Source organism: Pseudoalteromonas sp. SW0106-04, from assembly GCF_001293805.1.
Taxonomy (GTDB): Bacteria; Pseudomonadota; Gammaproteobacteria; order Enterobacterales; family Alteromonadaceae; genus Pseudoalteromonas; species Pseudoalteromonas ruthenica.
On record NZ_BCAI01000004.1, the window covers coordinates 125,106 to 143,114 of the forward strand.

The window sequence follows — 18,009 nt, forward strand, 5'->3', positions numbered from 1 at the left end:
TTTAATGTCTTAGCGCCGGTAAACTAGGTGAGTAGAAAACGTTATTGTGTTACAAATACCATGCGAACTAGCAACGCGGTGTTATTGCTCATACCTTTGTATGGGCTGCAATACCGTGCAATCAATTATTCCACGAAAAAGGTTTATATAAGTGCCTGAGGCCTGTTATATTTGCTAGCTGGCTAAAAGTACATTAATCCAGAGACTTAAAAAGGATAGGCAGTGGTCTACAGGCGTCCGCCATCTCGGTTTGGCATTCATTCCCTCAGCATCAAGCTCTCGGCATTGATCTCTGCTATTTGTTTGATTGCCGGTATTTTTGCGGCGGTGCTGATGCTCAAGTCAGAGCAAAAGCAGTTGATGTTTGAAGAGCATGAACAGTTAAACCAATATAGTGCACGTTTTATCGGTCAGTTTGGCCGTTTTATAGATACCAAAACCAACATTGCTGAGCAGGCCAACGAGGTCGTTAAACGCGCTTTATTCACTCATACCAACACCAACGCTTCCTTTAAGTCACCTCAATTTATAATTACCGATGAACTAACACTGCGCAGCATGTCTGATGATGGCCTTTCTGCTGCCATCATCCCGAAAAAAAATTATTCACCATCCTACGAGCAACTGTTTGCAAAATCAGAGCAGCTTTGGCAGGTCATTTCACCCACGTTGATTCAAGACTATTTTAATTTCTATTTGCTGACCGAGGATGACTTTGTCCGAGTGGCGCCGCCGAACTGGGCATTGGATGTGCCAGCGGATTATCGCGCCGTGAACTCATTGAATTTCGATCGCGTTAATGAGCAAAATAACCCCACCCGTCAGGCAGTGTGGACGCCGGTTTACTACGACCCTATCTGGGGCAAATGGATTGTCAGTATTGTCACGCCCATTTATAAGCAGGATCAGCACGTCGCGCTAACAGGTGCGGATTTAGAACTGGATAAATTACTCGAATACTTACCAATAGATGACCCACATCAGCAGATGTTTGTTGTTGATGCACAGGGACAGTTATTGGCTCACCCGCGCTTAGACAATGCAACCTACCAACGCTATGGCCGCCAAGGTAAACCGCTACGCATGTCTGACTTTATTAACCCTAAACTGGTTGAATTAGTCAGTGGGGCGCTGCGCTTAAAACTGCCAACGGTGACAGAGCAATTCAGTTACGAGGGAGAGAATTACCTCACCACGATTCGCAAAGTTGAAGGGCTGGATTGGTACGTAGGCATTTACCGTAAGCAATCCAGTGCTTTAGAAGCGCTTGAGGCATTGCAAATAAAGTTCTTAGGGCTGTTTATTCTCTACGCCATTCTCGTTGCTCTGCTACTACACCAAGCTTTGTATCAGCTCGTGCTTCGGCGCATTTATTTGCTTGTGAATGCGGTATCCAGCTTTGGCAAAGGCAAAATGGACACCGATTTCCCGCCAGAGAGTAAAGATGAAATAGGCGTTCTCAATGGCTCATTTAAAGACATGAGTGTCGAGCTGAGTAACACCATCACCGGGCTTAATCAGCGTATTAAAGAAAAAGAAGTGGCCGAGCAGGCTGCCAACCGGCTCTCTAAAGCGGTCGCTTACTCTGGTACTGGGGTGTTGATCACCAACTATCAACTGCAAATTGAGTATGTGAACCCGAAAATGCTGGAGATGACCGGGTACAGCGAAGAGCACTTTATAGAGGCCAAATTACTCAGTGTTATTGCCCGGGAAATGGCGATTCTTAACGAAGACATTGAGTTTGACTTACGCTCACGTAATTATTGGCGTGGTGACACCATGCTGCAGCACATTGACGGTCAAGCTATATGGGTATCACTCAGTATTTCTCCCATCCGTAATGAGGAAGGGGATGTCGACAGCTACGTCGTTTCCGCGCAAGACATTTCCTTTGTAAAAGAGAGTCAGCGCAAAATGGAGCAGCTGGCTTATTTTGATACCCTTACCGGTTTGGCCAACCGTACTTTCTTCCGCATGCAGCTACGTAAGTCGATGGCGCTCGCGGATAGAGGGCATTATGCTTTTGCCTTGTTTTACTTCGACCTTGATGAATTTAAACGCATTAATGACACCTTGGGCCATGATGTCGGTGACCTATTGCTGGTAGAAGTAGCTCGGCGCCTCAAAAACCGCCTTCGTACCGAAGACACCATTGCCCGTTTAGGCGGTGATGAATTTGCGGTATTACTCAGTGGTATTGAAAGTCATGAGCGTGCAAAAGAAGTCGCTAACACCATTCAGCGCACTCTTAATCAGCCTATTCAGCTTGGCAATAACGAGGTGATTGTGAGTGCCAGTATTGGTATTACCATGGCACCCGATGACAGTAGCGAAGAGGATCAATTGCTTAAGCACGCTGATTTGGCAATGTACGAGGCTAAGGCGAAAGGCAAAAATACCTATCATTTCTACTCCAAAGAGCTCAATGCCGCTGCAAACGAGCGCTTATACATAGAAAATGAGCTACGCCAAGGGATCCGTGATAGTCAATTTCATCTTCATTACCAACCACAGGTTGATAGCCGTGATGGCCGTATTCTTGGTTTTGAGGCATTGGTGCGCTGGACTCACCCTGTGCAAGGTCCCATTTCACCATTTAAGTTTATTCCCATCGCTGAAGCCACAGGACTCATTGTTGAGCTTGGTGAGTGGGTGATGCGCGAGGCGTGCGCATTCTCGGCGCGTCGAGCTAAAGCTGGTCTTGAAGCCAATGTATCGGTGAACTTATCAGCGCGGCAGTTCCAAGACGCCAACCTCATTGCCACTATGAGTAAAACCTTGCGTGAATCTGGCATTGCCCCTGACAAGCTCCACCTTGAGCTCACTGAATCTATGTTAATGGGAGACGTCGATACCGCTATTTCGCAGTTGCTTGAAATGAAGCGTTTGGGCGTGTCTATTTCCATTGATGACTTTGGCACCGGCTACTCGTCGCTAAGCTATTTAAAACGTTTCCCGGTTGATGTGCTGAAAGTGGATCGCTCTTTTGTGCAAGATATCCCTGAAGACTCTAATGACATGGAGATCACCGCAGCTATTATTGCTATGGCACAAAAATTAAACCTCAATGTTGTTGCCGAAGGGGTTGAAACGAAAGAACAAATGGAGTTTTTGAAAGCCAATAACTGTTTTATTGTGCAGGGCTATTACTTTAGTCGTCCGCTGGAAGAGGGAGCGGTCAATGCGTTGCCTGAACACCTCGAAGTGGAAGCCCCATGAGTTCAGTGCATATAGATACAGACAAAGCAAAGCTGCAGTTTGACGTGATTCACGGGTTTATAAGCCGCACTTACTGGGCTAAAGATATTCCTGCTGCGGTGATGCGTCGTGCCATCGATAACTCCTTGTGCTTTGGCGCCTATAACCAGCGGGGCGAGCAAGTAGCCTTTGCCCGCGTGACCACGGATTACGCCACATTCGCTTATCTGGCTGATGTGTTTGTATTGCAGCATTATCAAGGACAGGGGATAGGCAAAGCGCTTATTGCTAAGGTGGTCGCCCACCCTGAGCTGCAAGGGTTGCGGCGTTTTATGCTCGCCACCTTCGATGCGCACGATTTATATCGTCAGTTTGGCTTTAACGCCATTGATGACCCAAGCATTTTGATGCAGCGTCATAATGCCGATATATACCAAGCCTAAAGTAGCGGGCTGACATCCACGGGCAAGTCAATAAGAATTAATAACGCCCCTTTACCGCCATATTCTAGTGGCGCTTGGTGCATGGCAATCACATCAGGATGCTGCACCAGATATTGCGGCACTTTGTGCTTTAACACCCGCTCACCAATACCATGCACTACACACGCACAGGCCACATGTTGCTTTTTGCAGGCGCTGATCAGCGCGGCTAATTCCTGTTTGACCGTTTCTTTGTTGAGACCGTGTAAGTCGAGGATCAGTTCCGGGTTGTAATCGCCACGACGCAATTGCTTTGCCAGGTAGCGGTCTTCTCCTGCTTTGACATAGCTGATGGTGCTGTGTGTGTCTATGTCGGGAATATACTCGTCTGAAAAGTAGAATTCGGTATTACTTTGGCGCTCCACTTGTTGGCGCTGAGCGATCGGCTTTTTCTGTTGCCCAGTCAAACGCACGGTGTCATTTTTGACCCGCTTGGTGGCGCCAATGCTTTGGCGAAATAAATCGATGTCCTGTTGCGACAATGGCTGTGCGTCAGGTGCTGTTGGTTGCTGTTTTTTCATGGTCGAGAGTTTAGCCAAAAAAAGCATAAAAACCTAGCGTTAAACACGCTACAATGGCGCTATTAAGGGATAACGAGCGTTTACAAACATGAGCGACATTTTGCTAACCGACGCCCAGCGCGAAGATGCTGAGCACACCTTAGAAACTATCAATGATTGGCTGCGTTGGGCCACAAGTCAGTTTAGTGGTCATGGCTTATTCTTTGGCCATGGTACTGATAATGCTTGGGATGAAGCCGTAGCTCTGGTATTACCGGCACTGCATTTACCTATGGATGCGCCGAACACGCTTCTTAGTAGCCGTTTAACCACAGCTGAAAAGCTGCATTTGAGTGTGCTGATTGCAAAACGTATTAATGAGCGCACACCCGTGGCGTATCTAACCAATCAAGCATATTTCGCTGGCATGCCATTTTATGTAGATGAGCGGGTATTAGTGCCGCGCTCACCGTTTGCAGAGCTCATCTCGCAGCAGTTTTCACCTTGGGTGCAAGAGCCCGAAAATGTAATGCGTATACTCGATATGTGTACTGGCTCAGGCTGTATTGCTATAGCCTTAGCGCAGGCATTTGAAAATGCGCTGGTGGATGCTGTGGACATCTCCCCTGATGCACTGGCCGTGGCAGATATCAATATCCAGGATTATCAGCTGCAAGATAGGGTATTACCGATTTTATCCGATGTATTTAGCGGCGTAGGCCAAGAAAAATACGACTTGATTATTGCCAACCCGCCTTATGTTGATGCTGAGGATATGGGCGATTTACCTCAAGAGTTTCACCATGAACCGGAATTAGGGCTGGCTTCGGGTGAAGATGGCTTGGATGTGACCCGCCAGTTACTTGCTAACGCAGCACAGCATCTAACAGATAACGGTTTGTTATTTGTTGAGGTGGGCAACTCTATGGTACACATGGAAGCGCTATACCCCGAGGTACCCTTCACATGGCTTGAGTTTGAGCAGGGTGGTTTAGGGGTGTTTATGATTTCAAAAGCCGATTTAGATGCCCACTTTGGCAGCTAGGTTGGCTACTAGGTAACGCCATTTTTGGAATGAGGAAAGAACATGGCAGGTAACAGTATAGGGCAGCTATTTAAGCTCTCTACCTTTGGCGAAAGCCACGGGCCAGCGCTAGGGGGGGTGGTCGATGGCTGCCCACCTGGGCTGGAGCTTAATGAGGCTGACTTACAACACGACTTAGACCGGCGCAAACCGGGGCAAAGCCGCTACACTACGGCGCGCCGAGAGGCGGATGAGGTGAAAATTCTCTCTGGGGTGTTTGAAGGCAAAACTACCGGCACCAGTATTGGCCTGGTGATTGAAAACACCGATCAACGCTCCAAAGATTACAGCAAAATTAAAGATGTGTTTCGCCCAGGCCATGGTGATTACAGCTATTGGCATAAATATGGTGTGCGCGATTACCGTGGTGGGGGGCGCTCTTCAGCCAGAGAAACCGCTATTCGCGTCGCTGCGGGGGCAATAGCGAAAAAGTACCTGAAGCAATTTCACGGTATCGAGGTGCAAGGGTGCTTATCGCAACTAGGGCCTATTAAAGCGCAGCAGTATGATTGGAGTGAAGTGCATAACAATGCTTTTTTCTTCCCTGATGCCAGTCAAATTGATGCCCTTGATGAGTATATGCGAGATTTAAAAAAGCAGGGCGACTCCATCGGCGCAAAGGTCACGGTCGTGGCTAAAAGTGTGCCGGTAGGTTTGGGCGAGCCTGTGTTTGACCGTCTTGATGCAGAACTGGCGCACTCATTGATGAGCATCAACGCGGTTAAAGGGGTGGAGATTGGTGATGGCTTTGCCGTGGTCGAGCAAAAAGGCTCTCAAGGTCGCGATGAGCTCACTCCAAAAGGCTTTACCTCCAATCATGCGGGCGGTGTGTTAGCGGGCATCTCTACCGGCCAAGATATCGTTGCCAGCATCGCCCTCAAGCCCACGTCAAGCATTACTGTGGTGGGGCAAAGTATTAACACTCGCAATGAGGCGGTAGAAATGATCACTAAAGGCCGTCATGACCCTTGCGTAGGTATTCGTGCGGTGCCTATTGCCGAGGCGATGATGGCCATTACCTTGATGGACCATCTATTGCGTCAACGGGCGCAAAACCCTCATGTGGCCCATGAGTTTGGGCCTATCCCAGGGCAAAAATAAATAAAGTGACGCAGCCAACAGGGCTGCGTTTTTACTTTACCTCGCAAAATCCGTACAATCCTGCGGTGTTTTTGTTTTCAATTTTGTTATGCACCACGTTGATGAATTAATCGCGCTATTTGAGCGCACGTTTTATGCGGATTACACCACCCGCTTGGTGCGCGGTGAGGACGAGCCCATTTACTTGCCTGCAGACGAACAGTGCGGTTATCACCGGATTGTCTTTGCCCATGGATTTTTCGCAAGTGCTCTGCATGAGATTGCTCATTGGCTTGTTGCCGGTGCTGAGCGCAGAACTCGTGAAGACTACGGTTACTGGTACTGCCCTGATGGGCGCAGTAAAGAGCAACAGCAGGCATTTGAGCAGGTGGAAGTGCATCCACAAGCAATTGAATGGGCGTTATCTCTGGCGGCGGGTTTTCCCTTTAATGTGTCAGCGGATAATCTCGGTGGTGAGCAAACCTGCCGATTCCGTTTTCAGCAACGGGTGTACGACAAGCTAGTCAGGCTTATTGAGCAGGGCTTTAATGCTCGCACTGAGCGCATATTACAAGCCTTGAGTCAGCATTATCAGCAACCTTACCCACTGACGCCAGAGCGGGTGCAGTGGCAGGGTATACAGGAGCAACACGATGCGCTTTAAACTAGGTTTAATTGTTAACCCCTTGGCCGGGCTAGGGGGCTCAGTTGCGCTCAAAGGCAGTGATGGTGCGCAAACGGCAGCTAAAGCCATCGCCCTTGGCGCCGAGCCGAAAGCGAACCTACGTACCCGTGCGGCCCTAGAGCAGCTTCTCGCTTATCGCGAGCAACTGTGTATTTACACTGTCAATGACTCCATGGGCGAACAAGTCGCCAAAGAGCTCGGCTTTGACGTTGAAGTGGTGTATCACAGTGAGCGCTCAACCACGGCTCAAGACACTGAGCTGGCGGCAAAAGCGTTGCAGGCTATAGGTGTGGATTTATTATTGTTTGCCGGAGGCGATGGCACCGCCAGAAATATCTGTCATGCCATTGATGATACGCTGCCGGCGCTGGGCATTCCTGCGGGCTGTAAAATTCACTCAGGCGTGTATGCCATTACCCCAAAAGCGGCGGGTAGGGTGGTGGAAATGCTGGTTAAAGGCGAGCTGGTGACCCTTAGCGAAAGTGATGTTATGGACATTGATGAGCAGGCTTTTCGCCAAGGTGCAGTGCGCGCCAAACGCTACGGCGAGCTGCGCGTTCCCAGCGAGTTACGCTATGTGCAAGCAGTGAAAAATGCCGGCGGTAAAGAAGTTGATGAGTTAGTACTTGCTGACATCGCAGCCTTTGTGGTCAGCGAGATGGATGAACAATCCCAGTACATTATGGGCTCCGGTTCTACGGTTGCAGCAGTTATGGAAGAGATGGGCCTAGAGAACACCTTGCTAGGGGTGGATTTAGTTCAAGATCAAGCGTTAATCGGGCAGGATATGACCGCGCAGCAGTTGCTTAGTGCTGTCGAGCAGGCGCCAACCAAGCTGGTTATTACCCTCATTGGTGGCCAAGGACATTTATTCGGCAGAGGAAACCAGCAACTGAGCCCAGCGCTTATTCGCGCTATAGGAAAAGACAATATCATCGTTGTTGCTACGAAAAGCAAATTGCAAGCGCTGCAAGGGCGGCCATTGGTTTGTGATACCGGCGACAGCGAACTAGACGACGAATTATCCGGTTATATACAAATAACCACAGGCTTTAATGACCATGTGCTCTACGCCGTGGGCCACTTTGAGGAGTAGTAATGCCTTACACACAGTATGTCGATGCGGCACAGCAGTTTTTTGATGATTTGGTTGATAATGCCGATGACGATCAGCTCTTCGCGGGCGGTTATCTGCGCGGCCACTTTGATTTGGCTGTCGGTTATGCGCAGGTAGAGAACTTGCCGTTAACCCCAGATGAGCTCAACCAACAGGTGGAAGAAAGCTTGGTAAAGGCCTATCAAAATGGTGAGCTGGATGACACCGACCGAGATCATGTGGTGGTGATTTGGGAGCAAGTTAAGGCGCTTGCCAACTAGCCCCATTGCGTTACACGAATACCTAAAAACACCAGCTAGCTGGTGTTTTTGTCTATATAGCCTTTATGGGCATTTTGCAGTAGTCTGCACAGTGGAAATTGCGTGGCGGATGTTCACGCACTCGCTTTAGCTAAGGAGTGATAATGAATAATAATAACGGTGGCCAGCAAGGAGCTGCACCAACTGGCGCTATCGCGCGCTTTTTAAATACTATTGAGCATGTGGGGAACAAGTTGCCCGATCCGGCAATGATTTTCTTGTTCTCTATGTTACTGATCTGGGTGCTTTCTTGGGTATTCTCAGGCGTTACCTTTGATGTCATTGACCCGCGCACCAATGCGCCTATTGTGGTTAATAACCTACTCACCGGCGATGCTTTGGCTGGCTTTCTCGCCTCGATGGTGAAGACCTTCACCGGCTTTGCGCCATTAGGTGTGGTGCTGGTGGCGATGCTCGGTGTTGGCGTTGCTGAGCACAGTGGCTATATCAATACCGGCATTAAGCTGATGCTTAAACGCACTCCGCAAGCCTTACTTACACCGATGATTATTTTGGTCGGTATTGTGTCGCATACCGCGACAGACGCCGGCTATGTATTAGTGATCCCACTTGCCGGGGTTATTTTCTACGCCATGGGGCGCCACCCATTGGCGGGTATCGCAGCGGCATTTGCCGGTGTGAGCGGTGGCTTTAGTGCTAACTTTATTCCCTCAGGTATCGACCCGCTATTACAAAGCTTTACCCAAAGTGCGGCGCAGATCATTAACCCAACAATGGAAATCAACCCGCTTAACAATTACTACTTTACCTCTATGTCGAGTATCTTCATTGTCTTGGTGGGGTGGTACATCACCGACAAGATTATTGAGCCACGGTTAAAGAACTCTCCGGTTGATGGTAACACCGATGAATTGCCGGCTTTTGAAACGGCGACCTCGAAAGAAAAAAAAGCCTTCTTTATTGCCACTGCCGTGATGCTCGCTGGCTTGGCGCTGTTAGCGTATGTAGCTAGTTTAGGTGACTCACCACTGCGCGCCGAAAATGGCAAGCTGGCTGATTTTAGCGCACCAATCATGCAATCCATCGTACCGCTTATTTTCTTATTGTTCTGGATCCCAGGGGCGGTGTATGGCTTTGTTGCCGGTACTTTCCAATCCTCAAAAGACATGGTGATGGCGATGACCAAAGCCATGGAAGGGATGGCTTATTATGTGGTGATGGCGTTCTTCTGTGCACTATTTATTGCCGCATTCGCACAGTCTAATCTGGGTGCATTACTGGCGATTGAGGGCGCAGCAGTGTTGAAAGCCTTGTCCTTGCCAAGTGGCGTGACTATTGTCGGTATTATCTTTTTAACTGGCTTTGTAAACTTGTTTGTCGGCTCAAGCTCGGCGAAATGGGCACTACTTGGGCCTATCTTTGTACCAATGTTAATGCAGCTTAATATCTCTCCTGATTTAACTCAGGCTGCTTATCGTGTTGGTGATTCAAGCTCAAACATTATTACGCCATTGATGCCTTACTTCCCGCTGGTGGTGGTGTATTGCCAAAAGTATGTGAAAAATACCGGTATAGGAACGCTGATAGCGATGATGTTGCCTTATTCTATCGCCTTTTTGATTGGCTGGAGCATCTTCTTGCTAGCCTATTGGGGCTTAGATATTCCATTGGGTATTCAATCTTCGTATACCTATGGTTAAGGGTTGAGCCCAGCAAAAAGGCCGCGATATTCGCGGCCTTTTTTGTGTGAGTGGCTTAGTTAAAACGCCACGTTAAGTTGGTGTATACGTAACGTCCACGGGGGTTATGGATAGACGATACATAACCGTAAAGGTCAGAATCACCATCGCCAATGGCAAATGGCGGCTCGTCGTCAAAGAGGTTATTCACACCCACAGATACGCGTACTGCATCATTGATGTGATAAGCACCTTGAATATCGACGAGGGTTTGCGAGGCAACATCACGAGAAGTCTCGGTGTCGAAATCCAGGTTACCATCGAAGTCGATATCCGGCGTGTCCTCGAATGAACCGATATAGCTGATATTCATATTGACGTTGAAGTCGTTGAATTCCCAGTTCGTGCTAAACAAGCCACGGTGTTTGGGATACTCGTACTCGCCAATATATTCACGGTCATCTTTGTTGAACTCATGCATGTAAGACCATTCAAGATTAAACTTCAATAGCCCCATGTCGGCAAGATCCATGCTGTAGTTGGTTGATAAATCAACCCCTGACGCTTCTTGTGACGAGACGTTCTCAAAGGTGCTATTAACGGTTTGAATAACGCCTAGCGCCTCGCCATTGGCCGGTGGCAAGCGTACACACACGGTGCTGTTTTGATCGTTACAGTGCGTGTTGTAAATCATACCGAAGTCTTGCTCGTCGATTTTGTTGTCCTGTTCAATGCTCCAGACATCAACAGAAATACCTAAATCGGTGGTGGGTGCCCAAATAGCACCAACGTTCCAAGACTCAGACTCTTCAGCTTCTAAGTCTGGGTTACCAGCAAACTCGATATTGTAATCAAGTAGATCGCAATCTTGTCCGGTGGCTTGACAACGATAGGTATCGACGAAGAATTGGCTTTCTTCTGATGGGCCTAGGCCGATCTGCGCCAAAGACGGCGCGCGGAAGCCTTGTGCCCATGAACCACGCAGGGAAAACTCATCACTAGGCGCCCATTTCAAGGCAACCTTAGGGTTAGTGGTAGAGCCAAAGTCACTGTAGTCATCGTGACGACCGGCTAATTGCAACTCTAAGTCATCGCGCAGAGGAATGGAGAATTCCACATATGCCGCCCACTGGTCGCGCTCTGCAGCGGCAGAGACGGACTCAGTACCAAAGATAAGGCCGCGCTGGAATTGATCGTCAGGCACATCGCTGACATCTTCTTCACGGTACTCAAGCCCTGCAGCCATCATCACCATGGCATCGTTAAATTCGAACGCGTCACCACTGATACTGGCATCAAAAGAAGTCATATGCGACTCACCACGGCGCACTAAGCTGGTGGTAATACGGTCAATGACCGCCGGATCGTTTTGGACACCGCCGAAGGGGTTATAGTTACCGGCATCAATCTCCTGCTGTAGGAAATCAACACGGACCCAACCCATAGAGCGATCGCCGGTCTGCTCTGACTTTGAACGGCCTTTTTGCGCGGCCACTTCCCAGTCCCAGTCGTTGATCACACCGCGCAAGCCGGCTACGAAGCGCAGTGTATCAGACTCGATATCCCAGCGACGGGGACCCGCATCAACGGTACGATAACGACCAATTTCTATGTCTTGTCCGAACGGGTTGTTAGGGTGGGAGCCCGGAACGGTAAGGCCTGCGTCTTCATCAAGTGGTGTTGGTGCACCACCGGCTTCAGAGGTGTTGTGCTGCGCTGCAATTTCTAAAAACGCAGTGATATCGTTATCGAAGTTGTAATCAAACTGAGCAATGGCGCCTACGCGCTCGGCAGGAGGCGTGATAAAACCGTACGGACCATAGTCGAACAAACAGCTGCCACTGGCGGTGGCACTCTCGGGTGGACAGTTCGGGTCGATAGTCTTTTCACCATTGACGTAAAAGTAGCCCGGGAACCCACGTGATGAACGAAAATCCATGCCACCATAAGGCGCTTGGTTTGCGGTACCCAGTTTACCCATTTCTGCAGACTCTAAACCGGTATTCTTGAAATAGTCCAGAATCACCGACGCACTGCCTTTATCACTGGTTGTGCCCCATACTAAACTCGCAGTGGTTTCATCATAATCGGGGCCGGTCGTTTCTCCGTAGCCGAGGTTGATTTCAATCCCTTCAATGTCTTTTTTCAAGATTACGTTCACTACCCCAGCAACAGCGTCTGAGCCATAAATGGCCGAGGCGCCGTCCTTAAGGATATCGATACGTTCAATGGCTGATACTGGAATCGAGTTGATATCGACAAAAGAATTGGTGATGCTCTCGGCGAAGGCGCTGATGGCGACTCGGCGGCCATTAATAAGCACCAAAGTGGCATCCGGTCCCAGCCCCCGTAAGCTAACAGCGGCGCCGCCGTTTGCGGTTGAGTCTTGGTTGTTGCCGCGAGTAGAGAAGGTGCCGTTACCGGCTACAGGCATACGTTCTAGCAATTGTTGCAAGTTGTCGTAGCCCATATTGGCAATGTCTTCTTTACCTATGCTTTGTACTGGCGACGGCCCTTCCATATCGGTGCGCTTGATACGCGAGCCAGTGACTTCTATTCGTTCTACACCTTCACCACCGGTTTCGTTAGCGCTGGCAACAGAGGGGAGGGATAACGCAGCAGAGCCTAAAGCGAGGCTTAGGGCAGTGCGCACAGTGCACGGAGTAAACTTTCTCATCCTGAAATCCTTGTTGTTATGTTTCCTAAAGGGAAACTTTTAGTTGTCTTAAATACATTTGCTAGAGACACCTAAGCCTAACGGCGGGGGCAAACGGCTGCATACTCAGTCAATGCGTGAGGAGTCGCCAAGAGAATCCTTTTAGCTTCCCGACTTACGGGTATGGAGTATGTCTACACGTCGTTTTTTAACAATCAGTTAGGGTGACTGTCGTGAATCAAGCAAACAACATAGGATTAACATTATTTACAAGAATTTGGCAATGACCTATTAGGGGTAATTTGTAATAAAATTTGTTATTGACCAGTGATTTAGCTGAATGCCAGCTGAAAGTGATAAGTAAGGTGTTGAATTTAAGAGGGATTTCTTGAGTAATAAAAAAGCGAGCTAGAGCTCGCTTTTATCTGACTTTATGTTTCATTGTGCGCTCTTTTTCTCGAGCCCAATCTTTATCTTTGGTATCAGCACGTTTATCGTGCATTTTCTTACCTTTGGCGAGGTGGAACTCCAGTTTCACCCAGCATTTTTTCCAATACATAGCGGTGGCAACAAGCGAGTACCCTTCGCGTTCGGTTGCGCCAATAAGACGGTCAATTTCACGCTTATTCAATAGCAGCTTGCGATAGCGCATCGGATCACACACTGTGTGTGTCGAAGCACTGTTAAGGGGCTGAATTTGACTCCCCAATAAAAACGCTTCACCGTTTTTAATATGAATATACGTTTCCGAGATATTGACCTTACCGGCACGGATACTCTTTACTTCCCAGCCTTGTAGTTCAACGCCTGCTTCGAATTTATCGTGTAAAAAATACTCATGGCGCGCTTTTTTATTTAGCGCGATGGTATTTGAGGTCGATTTTGCGGTTTTTTTCTTTGCCATAACGTCGCCATTATACTGATTGTCTGTGTATTTACATCATTTTTTTGCTTAGCGCTCAATGAATAAAGGGAGTTTTCTGGTTTTGCACAGGGTACTTGGGGCGCTTAAGAAAGCTTGCTAGAATTGCGGCTATTGTGAGGAGAGGTTATGCCCCAGATAGAAAAGTCAGCGCTGGTCATGTACAGCAGCCAAGAAATGTTCGACTTAGTGAATGATGTCGACGCGTACCCGCAGTTTTTGCCCCATTGTAGCGACTCCAAAGTCTTTGCTCAGGGAGACAATACCATGCGTGCCGGTCTGGAGATTTCCAAGGCCGGTTTAAAAAAGTGGTTTACCACAGAAAACAAACTCGATGAGCAAGCATATACCATTGCCTTACAGCTGGTGGATGGCCCTTTTAAGCACTTACATGGTCATTGGCATTTTAAGCCTCTTGATGAGCATGCTTGTAAGGTCAGCCTGAAATTAGAGTTTGAGTTCGCGAGCAAGCTAGTGGAAATGGCCTTTGGCCGTATTTTCAATGATGTAGCTAAAAATATGGTAAAAGCGTTTACCCAACGGGCCAAGGTCGTTTATGGGGAGCGGGCATGATTGAAGTCGAAGTCGTGTTTGCACTGCCGGACAAAGCCACCACCTTACGGGTGGAGATCCCTAAGGGCAGTACCGCAGAAGAAGCCGTTTTGAAGTCGGGCATCGTTGACAAGTGCCCTGAGATTGACATGGCGAACTTAACCTTAGGGGTGTGGAACCGCACCTGCAAGCTTGATACTGAGCTCAAACAAGGTGACCGGGTAGAAATCTATCGCCCACTTATTGCTGACCCCAAAGAGGCTCGCCGTCGTCGTGCGGAAAAAGCCAAAGAAGAGGGGCGCGCCAATAAAGTGACCGGTGGTAAAGTCAAAGAATAGCGCGCAAAGCGCTGATGGCGGGCTTTCTTACGCCGTGGTGATTGTGCTCGGAGCACCGAATGACCGCTTTGGGCAACTGAGTGACATCGCTCGAGCCCGGGGAGAGTATGCGGCTAAGCTCTATCATCTTTTAAGCAGCCAAGGTCAGACGCATGTGCTGTGCACCGGTGGCTTTGGGGAGCACTTTAATCAATCACCCTGGGCTCATAGTGCGCTTCAACAGCAGTATTTAATAACCCAGGGCGTCGAGCGCAAGGCACTGCTTGCGCCAACGATGAGCCGCTTTACCTTTGAGGATGCATTGCTTAGTCAGCCAGTGTTGGCAAGCCATGCAAAGGCTCGCTTACACATCGTTACTTCTGGTTTTCATCTAGCACGAGTCGCGAGCATTTTTGACGCTTTATATAGCCAGTACAGGCGCACTTACCATGGTTGCAAAACGCCTGTGAGTGCGAGCCAATATCAGGCATTGCTGGTTCATGAACGAAAGGTTATGGCTCGGGAGCTGCGTAACATTGCCGCTTGGCGAGCAGGGAATTAAAAAACGCGGCATGAAAGCCGCGTTTTTACACCGTAAGAGTCCGAGTTGTGAGTCTATTACGTATTACCTATGAGCGTTTATTGCTCCAAAGGAGTGTTAAATTGTTCTGGTTGCTCGTAGTCGTCAGAGATAACTCGGGCGAGTTTTTGGTCTTCAAACTCAAGCGTAAGCTGCTTGCGTTGTTCGTTTTTACGGCCCAAGTTAAATACATATAGATAGTGCCAAGTGTCGTCGTCGAACGCATCTTCGGCAACTGGTTTACCCAACACGAACAACACTTGCTCGCGGGTCATATTAACGCGAAGCTGGTCCACGTCAGATTGCTCTAAAAAGTTCCCTTGGGGAATGTTAATGCGGTAGACCCAACTAGAGCATGCGCTTAGAATACTGCATGACAAAACTACGGCTACGGCCAGCGAATACGGTTTTAACCACTGCATGTTCGTTTATCAGTCCTTATTAATTATTGTTAGCATGATACCTATTGTGCACTGAAGGTAAAGCGTCAAATGCTACATCAGACCGCCGCGAAGGCAAATAGTTTTATAGAAAGTGAAAGTCATCAGTGGTGGTGGTTATATATCGTACAGACACGTCATAACCATTGGTACACAGGCGTGAGTAACGACGTTGTAAAGCGCTTTGAGGCTCATCAGCAAGGGAAAGGGGCTAAGAATTTACGTGGTAAAGGACCGTTATCACTCATTTTTGCGACTCCAGTTGGCTCACGCAGTGACGCCTGTAAGCTGGAATGGCAAGTAAAAAAAATGCGTCGCGCAATGAAAGCCCATTTTATCGCTACTACCGATAATTATGCGGCGGCTATTATGGATGCGCTACAGCCTGACACTGCCTAGTGAGTAGAGCGCGACTAAACTGCGCTAGCATGGGCAGCGTAGCTTGATAACGCGCTTTGTTGATATGCTCGAAGGTATCTTCAGGGCTGTGGTAATGCTTATCTTCTGCTGCGGTTATAAATATTGCCGCAATCCCTCGGCGCAAAAAGGCATAGTGATCACTGGCTCGGCGCCAATCGGTGATGTTTTTCCCCAAGCGACGATTAATGCTTCTTCCCGAACGCACTACACTGAGTTTTACTGGGCTGTTGATTAAGCTTTGCTTTGCCGCTGCACACATTTTATGTGGCGCGTATACGAACAATCTGCTGCGAGCGTTGGTTAAATTCAGCATGTCGAGGTTTAAGTTTGTATACAGGCGCTGCGCAGGCTGAGTTTTGACAAAATGCTTGGCCCCATGCAGGCCTTGCTCTTCGCCATCAAAGGCGACAAAAATAATTTGCTCTTTCATGGCTTGCAGTTGCTGCGCTAAGTACAGCAGGGCAGCGACTCCTGAGGCATTATCATTGGCTCCTGGGTAGTAGCGCTGACCATGGCGGCCGAGATGATCATAATGAGCACTGATCACTAAACAGCGGGTCTGGCATTCGCTGGTAAAGATGTTAATGCCTTGAGTGTTGGAAAAAAAACCACTTGTAAAAGAGAAGCCAGCGCGTTCAGTGCGATAACCTAGCTCGGTGAGACGCTGAACAATATACTGTTGAGCGAGCTTACTCGGCGCTGAGCCTGTTTTTCGTCCCGCCAATGCCGGGCTAGATAAATAGGCGATATCATCTTGCCAGTTTGTCGCTGAAGCGCCAGAGCTCAGCGACAACATCAAAATAAGCCATCCGTATTTGCTCATCGATTACTGGCAACTAAATTCAGCGCTGCCAGCTTACCGCGATAGCGTTCTTTATCATACTTAAACTGCGCGCGCTGATGTGCCATTGTGAGGTGCTTGCGTGCGGCCTTGATATCGCCCATAAGGTAATAGGTACGCGCCAGTCCAAAGTAGCTCTCATGCATGCGCCCGTCTAACTCACGGGCCTTGCGGAAATGCGCTAAAGCTTGGCTATATTGTTTCTTCACAATGTCTTCATTGCCAAGGGCCACTTGGTAATAAGGGTTAGTTTTGCGTTTATTTGCCAACGCGGTTTCAATTTCTTGAGCCTGTTGCTGACGCCCAGTAAGTTGATACAAGATGGCTAAATTACCCGCTGCTGTATTATTGTTCGCATCGGCTAATAAGGCATAGTCATACGCTTGTTCGGCGCGCTGATAATCCTCGATCACCCGAAATAAGATACCGAGATTACCCCACCCGCCAGAGTAGCTTGGGTCCATCTGTGTAGCTGCCAGGAAATAACTGAACGCCTCGTTACGCTTGTTATTCACCAACGCCGCCGCCCCTTTATTGTTATAAAACATTGCTGCTACACGCTCTTTGCTGATGGTTGTGGTTTTGAAGTTGTCACCGGAGATATCTGGCGCAAAGTCAACCAGCATAGCGCCTTGGTTGTCATAAAGGTTAATGACATCGCTGCGGCGCACTTTCGGCATGCGTAACTTTAAGTTGATATGGCCGGTGAGCAGGTTGTAGCCTTTGTCGAGGGCCCAATACTCGGGGATATGGACGCGTTGAAATTCACCTTCTAAGCCTAAATGCTCGGCCATACTGAAGGCCAAAATAGACAAGGATAAGCAATTAGCGTTGAGCTGGTTATAGGTTTGCTGAGCAGTCAGCGTAGCACCACTTTGATAACGCAAACTCTTATCGCCATTATTGAGTAAGAACATAATTAAGCGTTTGGTTGCACTTAAATCACCAAAACGCGAAGCAAAGGCTTGATTGAGTTGTGCTTTCATATCGCTGTTGAGGTTGAAAATATCGTCCATGCTTTCAACAGGCAAGGCTTGAAGCTCGGGGTGGTAGGTTAAATTCACCGGCGGCGGTGGCAGGTGTGATTGCTCAGTACTGCTACAGCCTGCCAACAACAATATGAAGGCCAGTAAAGATAAGCACCGCATTGTTACCTCCTACCGAAAACCTCGGTCTACAATCAACAACATATT

Annotated in this window: 18 protein-coding genes; 12 read left to right on the forward strand and 6 right to left on the reverse strand. The window is 48.6% G+C overall.

Annotation, left to right across the window (positions count from 1 at the left end; genetic code table 11):
* Positions 1-222 precede the first annotated feature (222 nt).
* Both W04_RS06945 and W04_RS06950 read left to right on the forward strand, forming a co-directional pair.
* Positions 223-3,222 (forward strand): EAL domain-containing protein, encoded by a 3,000-nt coding sequence (locus W04_RS06945; RefSeq protein WP_053910306.1) that lies wholly within the window; start codon positions 223-225, stop codon positions 3,220-3,222.
* On the forward strand, positions 3,219-3,644 hold the full coding sequence (locus W04_RS06950) for a GNAT family N-acetyltransferase (protein WP_053910307.1): 426 nt from the start codon (positions 3,219-3,221) through the stop codon (positions 3,642-3,644). Before W04_RS06945 ends, W04_RS06950 begins: the two co-directional genes overlap by 4 nt.
* On the opposite strand, the gene smrB is transcribed toward W04_RS06950, so the two are convergent.
* Positions 3,641-4,204, reverse strand: coding sequence for an endonuclease SmrB (gene smrB, locus W04_RS06955; RefSeq protein ID WP_026111224.1), 564 nt, complete (start codon positions 4,202-4,204; stop codon positions 3,641-3,643). The two genes, W04_RS06950 and smrB, sit on opposite strands and share 4 nt — an antisense overlap.
* A gap of 88 nt (positions 4,205-4,292) precedes the next feature.
* On the opposite strand from smrB, the gene prmB reads away from it, so the two are divergent.
* The 6 genes from prmB to W04_RS06985 all read left to right on the forward strand — a co-directional run bounded on the left by prmB (position 4,293) and on the right by W04_RS06985 (position 10,109).
* Positions 4,293-5,228, forward strand: a complete 936-nt coding sequence (gene prmB / locus W04_RS06960) for a 50S ribosomal protein L3 N(5)-glutamine methyltransferase (RefSeq protein WP_022945747.1) — start codon at positions 4,293-4,295, stop codon at positions 5,226-5,228.
* 42 nt (positions 5,229-5,270) lie between these two features.
* Complete coding sequence (gene aroC, locus W04_RS06965; protein ID WP_053910308.1) at positions 5,271-6,368, forward strand: chorismate synthase; 1,098 nt, start codon at positions 5,271-5,273, stop codon at positions 6,366-6,368.
* 88 nt (positions 6,369-6,456) lie between these two features.
* Positions 6,457-7,011 (forward strand): elongation factor P hydroxylase, encoded by a 555-nt coding sequence (locus W04_RS06970; protein ID WP_053910309.1) that lies wholly within the window; start codon positions 6,457-6,459, stop codon positions 7,009-7,011.
* Positions 7,001-8,128, forward strand: a complete 1,128-nt coding sequence (locus tag W04_RS06975) for an ATP-NAD kinase family protein (RefSeq protein WP_053910310.1) — start codon at positions 7,001-7,003, stop codon at positions 8,126-8,128. Before W04_RS06970 ends, W04_RS06975 begins: the two co-directional genes overlap by 11 nt.
* A gap of 2 nt (positions 8,129-8,130) precedes the next feature.
* Positions 8,131-8,409: a YfcL family protein gene (locus W04_RS06980; protein WP_022945743.1), complete on the forward strand. Its 279-nt coding sequence runs from the start codon at positions 8,131-8,133 to the stop codon at positions 8,407-8,409.
* Positions 8,410-8,552: 143 nt separating this feature from the next.
* On the forward strand, positions 8,553-10,109 hold the full coding sequence (locus tag W04_RS06985; protein ID WP_045978180.1) for an AbgT family transporter: 1,557 nt from the start codon (positions 8,553-8,555) through the stop codon (positions 10,107-10,109).
* Positions 10,110-10,164: 55 nt separating this feature from the next.
* Here W04_RS06985 and W04_RS06990 read toward each other — a convergent pair whose 3' ends face one another.
* Both W04_RS06990 and smpB read right to left on the reverse strand, forming a co-directional pair.
* On the reverse strand, positions 10,165-12,765 hold the full coding sequence (locus tag W04_RS06990; RefSeq protein ID WP_053910311.1) for a TonB-dependent receptor: 2,601 nt from the start codon (positions 12,763-12,765) through the stop codon (positions 10,165-10,167).
* 400 nt (positions 12,766-13,165) lie between these two features.
* On the reverse strand, positions 13,166-13,648 hold the full coding sequence (gene smpB / locus W04_RS06995) for an SsrA-binding protein SmpB (RefSeq protein ID WP_022945740.1): 483 nt from the start codon (positions 13,646-13,648) through the stop codon (positions 13,166-13,168).
* A 147-nt stretch (positions 13,649-13,795) separates the two neighbouring features.
* Between smpB and W04_RS07000 the strand changes: the two genes are divergently transcribed.
* The 3 genes from W04_RS07000 to W04_RS07010 are packed head-to-tail and all read left to right on the forward strand — an operon-like array spanning position 13,796 to position 15,097.
* On the forward strand, positions 13,796-14,239 hold the full coding sequence (locus W04_RS07000) for a type II toxin-antitoxin system RatA family toxin (RefSeq protein ID WP_022945739.1): 444 nt from the start codon (positions 13,796-13,798) through the stop codon (positions 14,237-14,239).
* Positions 14,236-14,556, forward strand: a complete 321-nt coding sequence (locus W04_RS07005; RefSeq protein WP_022945738.1) for an RnfH family protein — start codon at positions 14,236-14,238, stop codon at positions 14,554-14,556. The genes W04_RS07000 and W04_RS07005 overlap by 4 nt, the downstream gene beginning before the upstream one ends.
* Positions 14,537-15,097 (forward strand): YdcF family protein, encoded by a 561-nt coding sequence (locus tag W04_RS07010; protein WP_053910312.1) that lies wholly within the window; start codon positions 14,537-14,539, stop codon positions 15,095-15,097. The genes W04_RS07005 and W04_RS07010 overlap by 20 nt, the downstream gene beginning before the upstream one ends.
* A 77-nt stretch (positions 15,098-15,174) precedes the next feature.
* Here W04_RS07010 and W04_RS07015 read toward each other — a convergent pair whose 3' ends face one another.
* Positions 15,175-15,537, reverse strand: coding sequence for an outer membrane protein assembly factor BamE (locus W04_RS07015; RefSeq protein WP_022945736.1), 363 nt, complete (start codon positions 15,535-15,537; stop codon positions 15,175-15,177).
* Positions 15,538-15,606: 69 nt separating this feature from the next.
* Between W04_RS07015 and W04_RS07020 the strand changes: the two genes are divergently transcribed.
* The gene (locus W04_RS07020) at positions 15,607-15,954 is read left to right on the forward strand and encodes a GIY-YIG nuclease family protein (RefSeq protein ID WP_053910313.1); all 348 of its coding nucleotides are present in this window, start codon (positions 15,607-15,609) and stop codon (positions 15,952-15,954) included.
* On the opposite strand, the gene W04_RS07025 is transcribed toward W04_RS07020, so the two are convergent.
* Both W04_RS07025 and W04_RS07030 read right to left on the reverse strand, forming a co-directional pair.
* Complete coding sequence (locus W04_RS07025) at positions 15,923-16,798, reverse strand: M28 family peptidase (RefSeq protein WP_053910314.1); 876 nt, start codon at positions 16,796-16,798, stop codon at positions 15,923-15,925. The two genes, W04_RS07020 and W04_RS07025, sit on opposite strands and share 32 nt — an antisense overlap.
* Positions 16,795-17,964, reverse strand: a complete 1,170-nt coding sequence (locus W04_RS07030) for a tetratricopeptide repeat protein (RefSeq protein ID WP_026111222.1) — start codon at positions 17,962-17,964, stop codon at positions 16,795-16,797. The genes W04_RS07025 and W04_RS07030 overlap by 4 nt, the downstream gene beginning before the upstream one ends.
* Between the last annotated feature and the right edge of the window lie 45 nt (positions 17,965-18,009).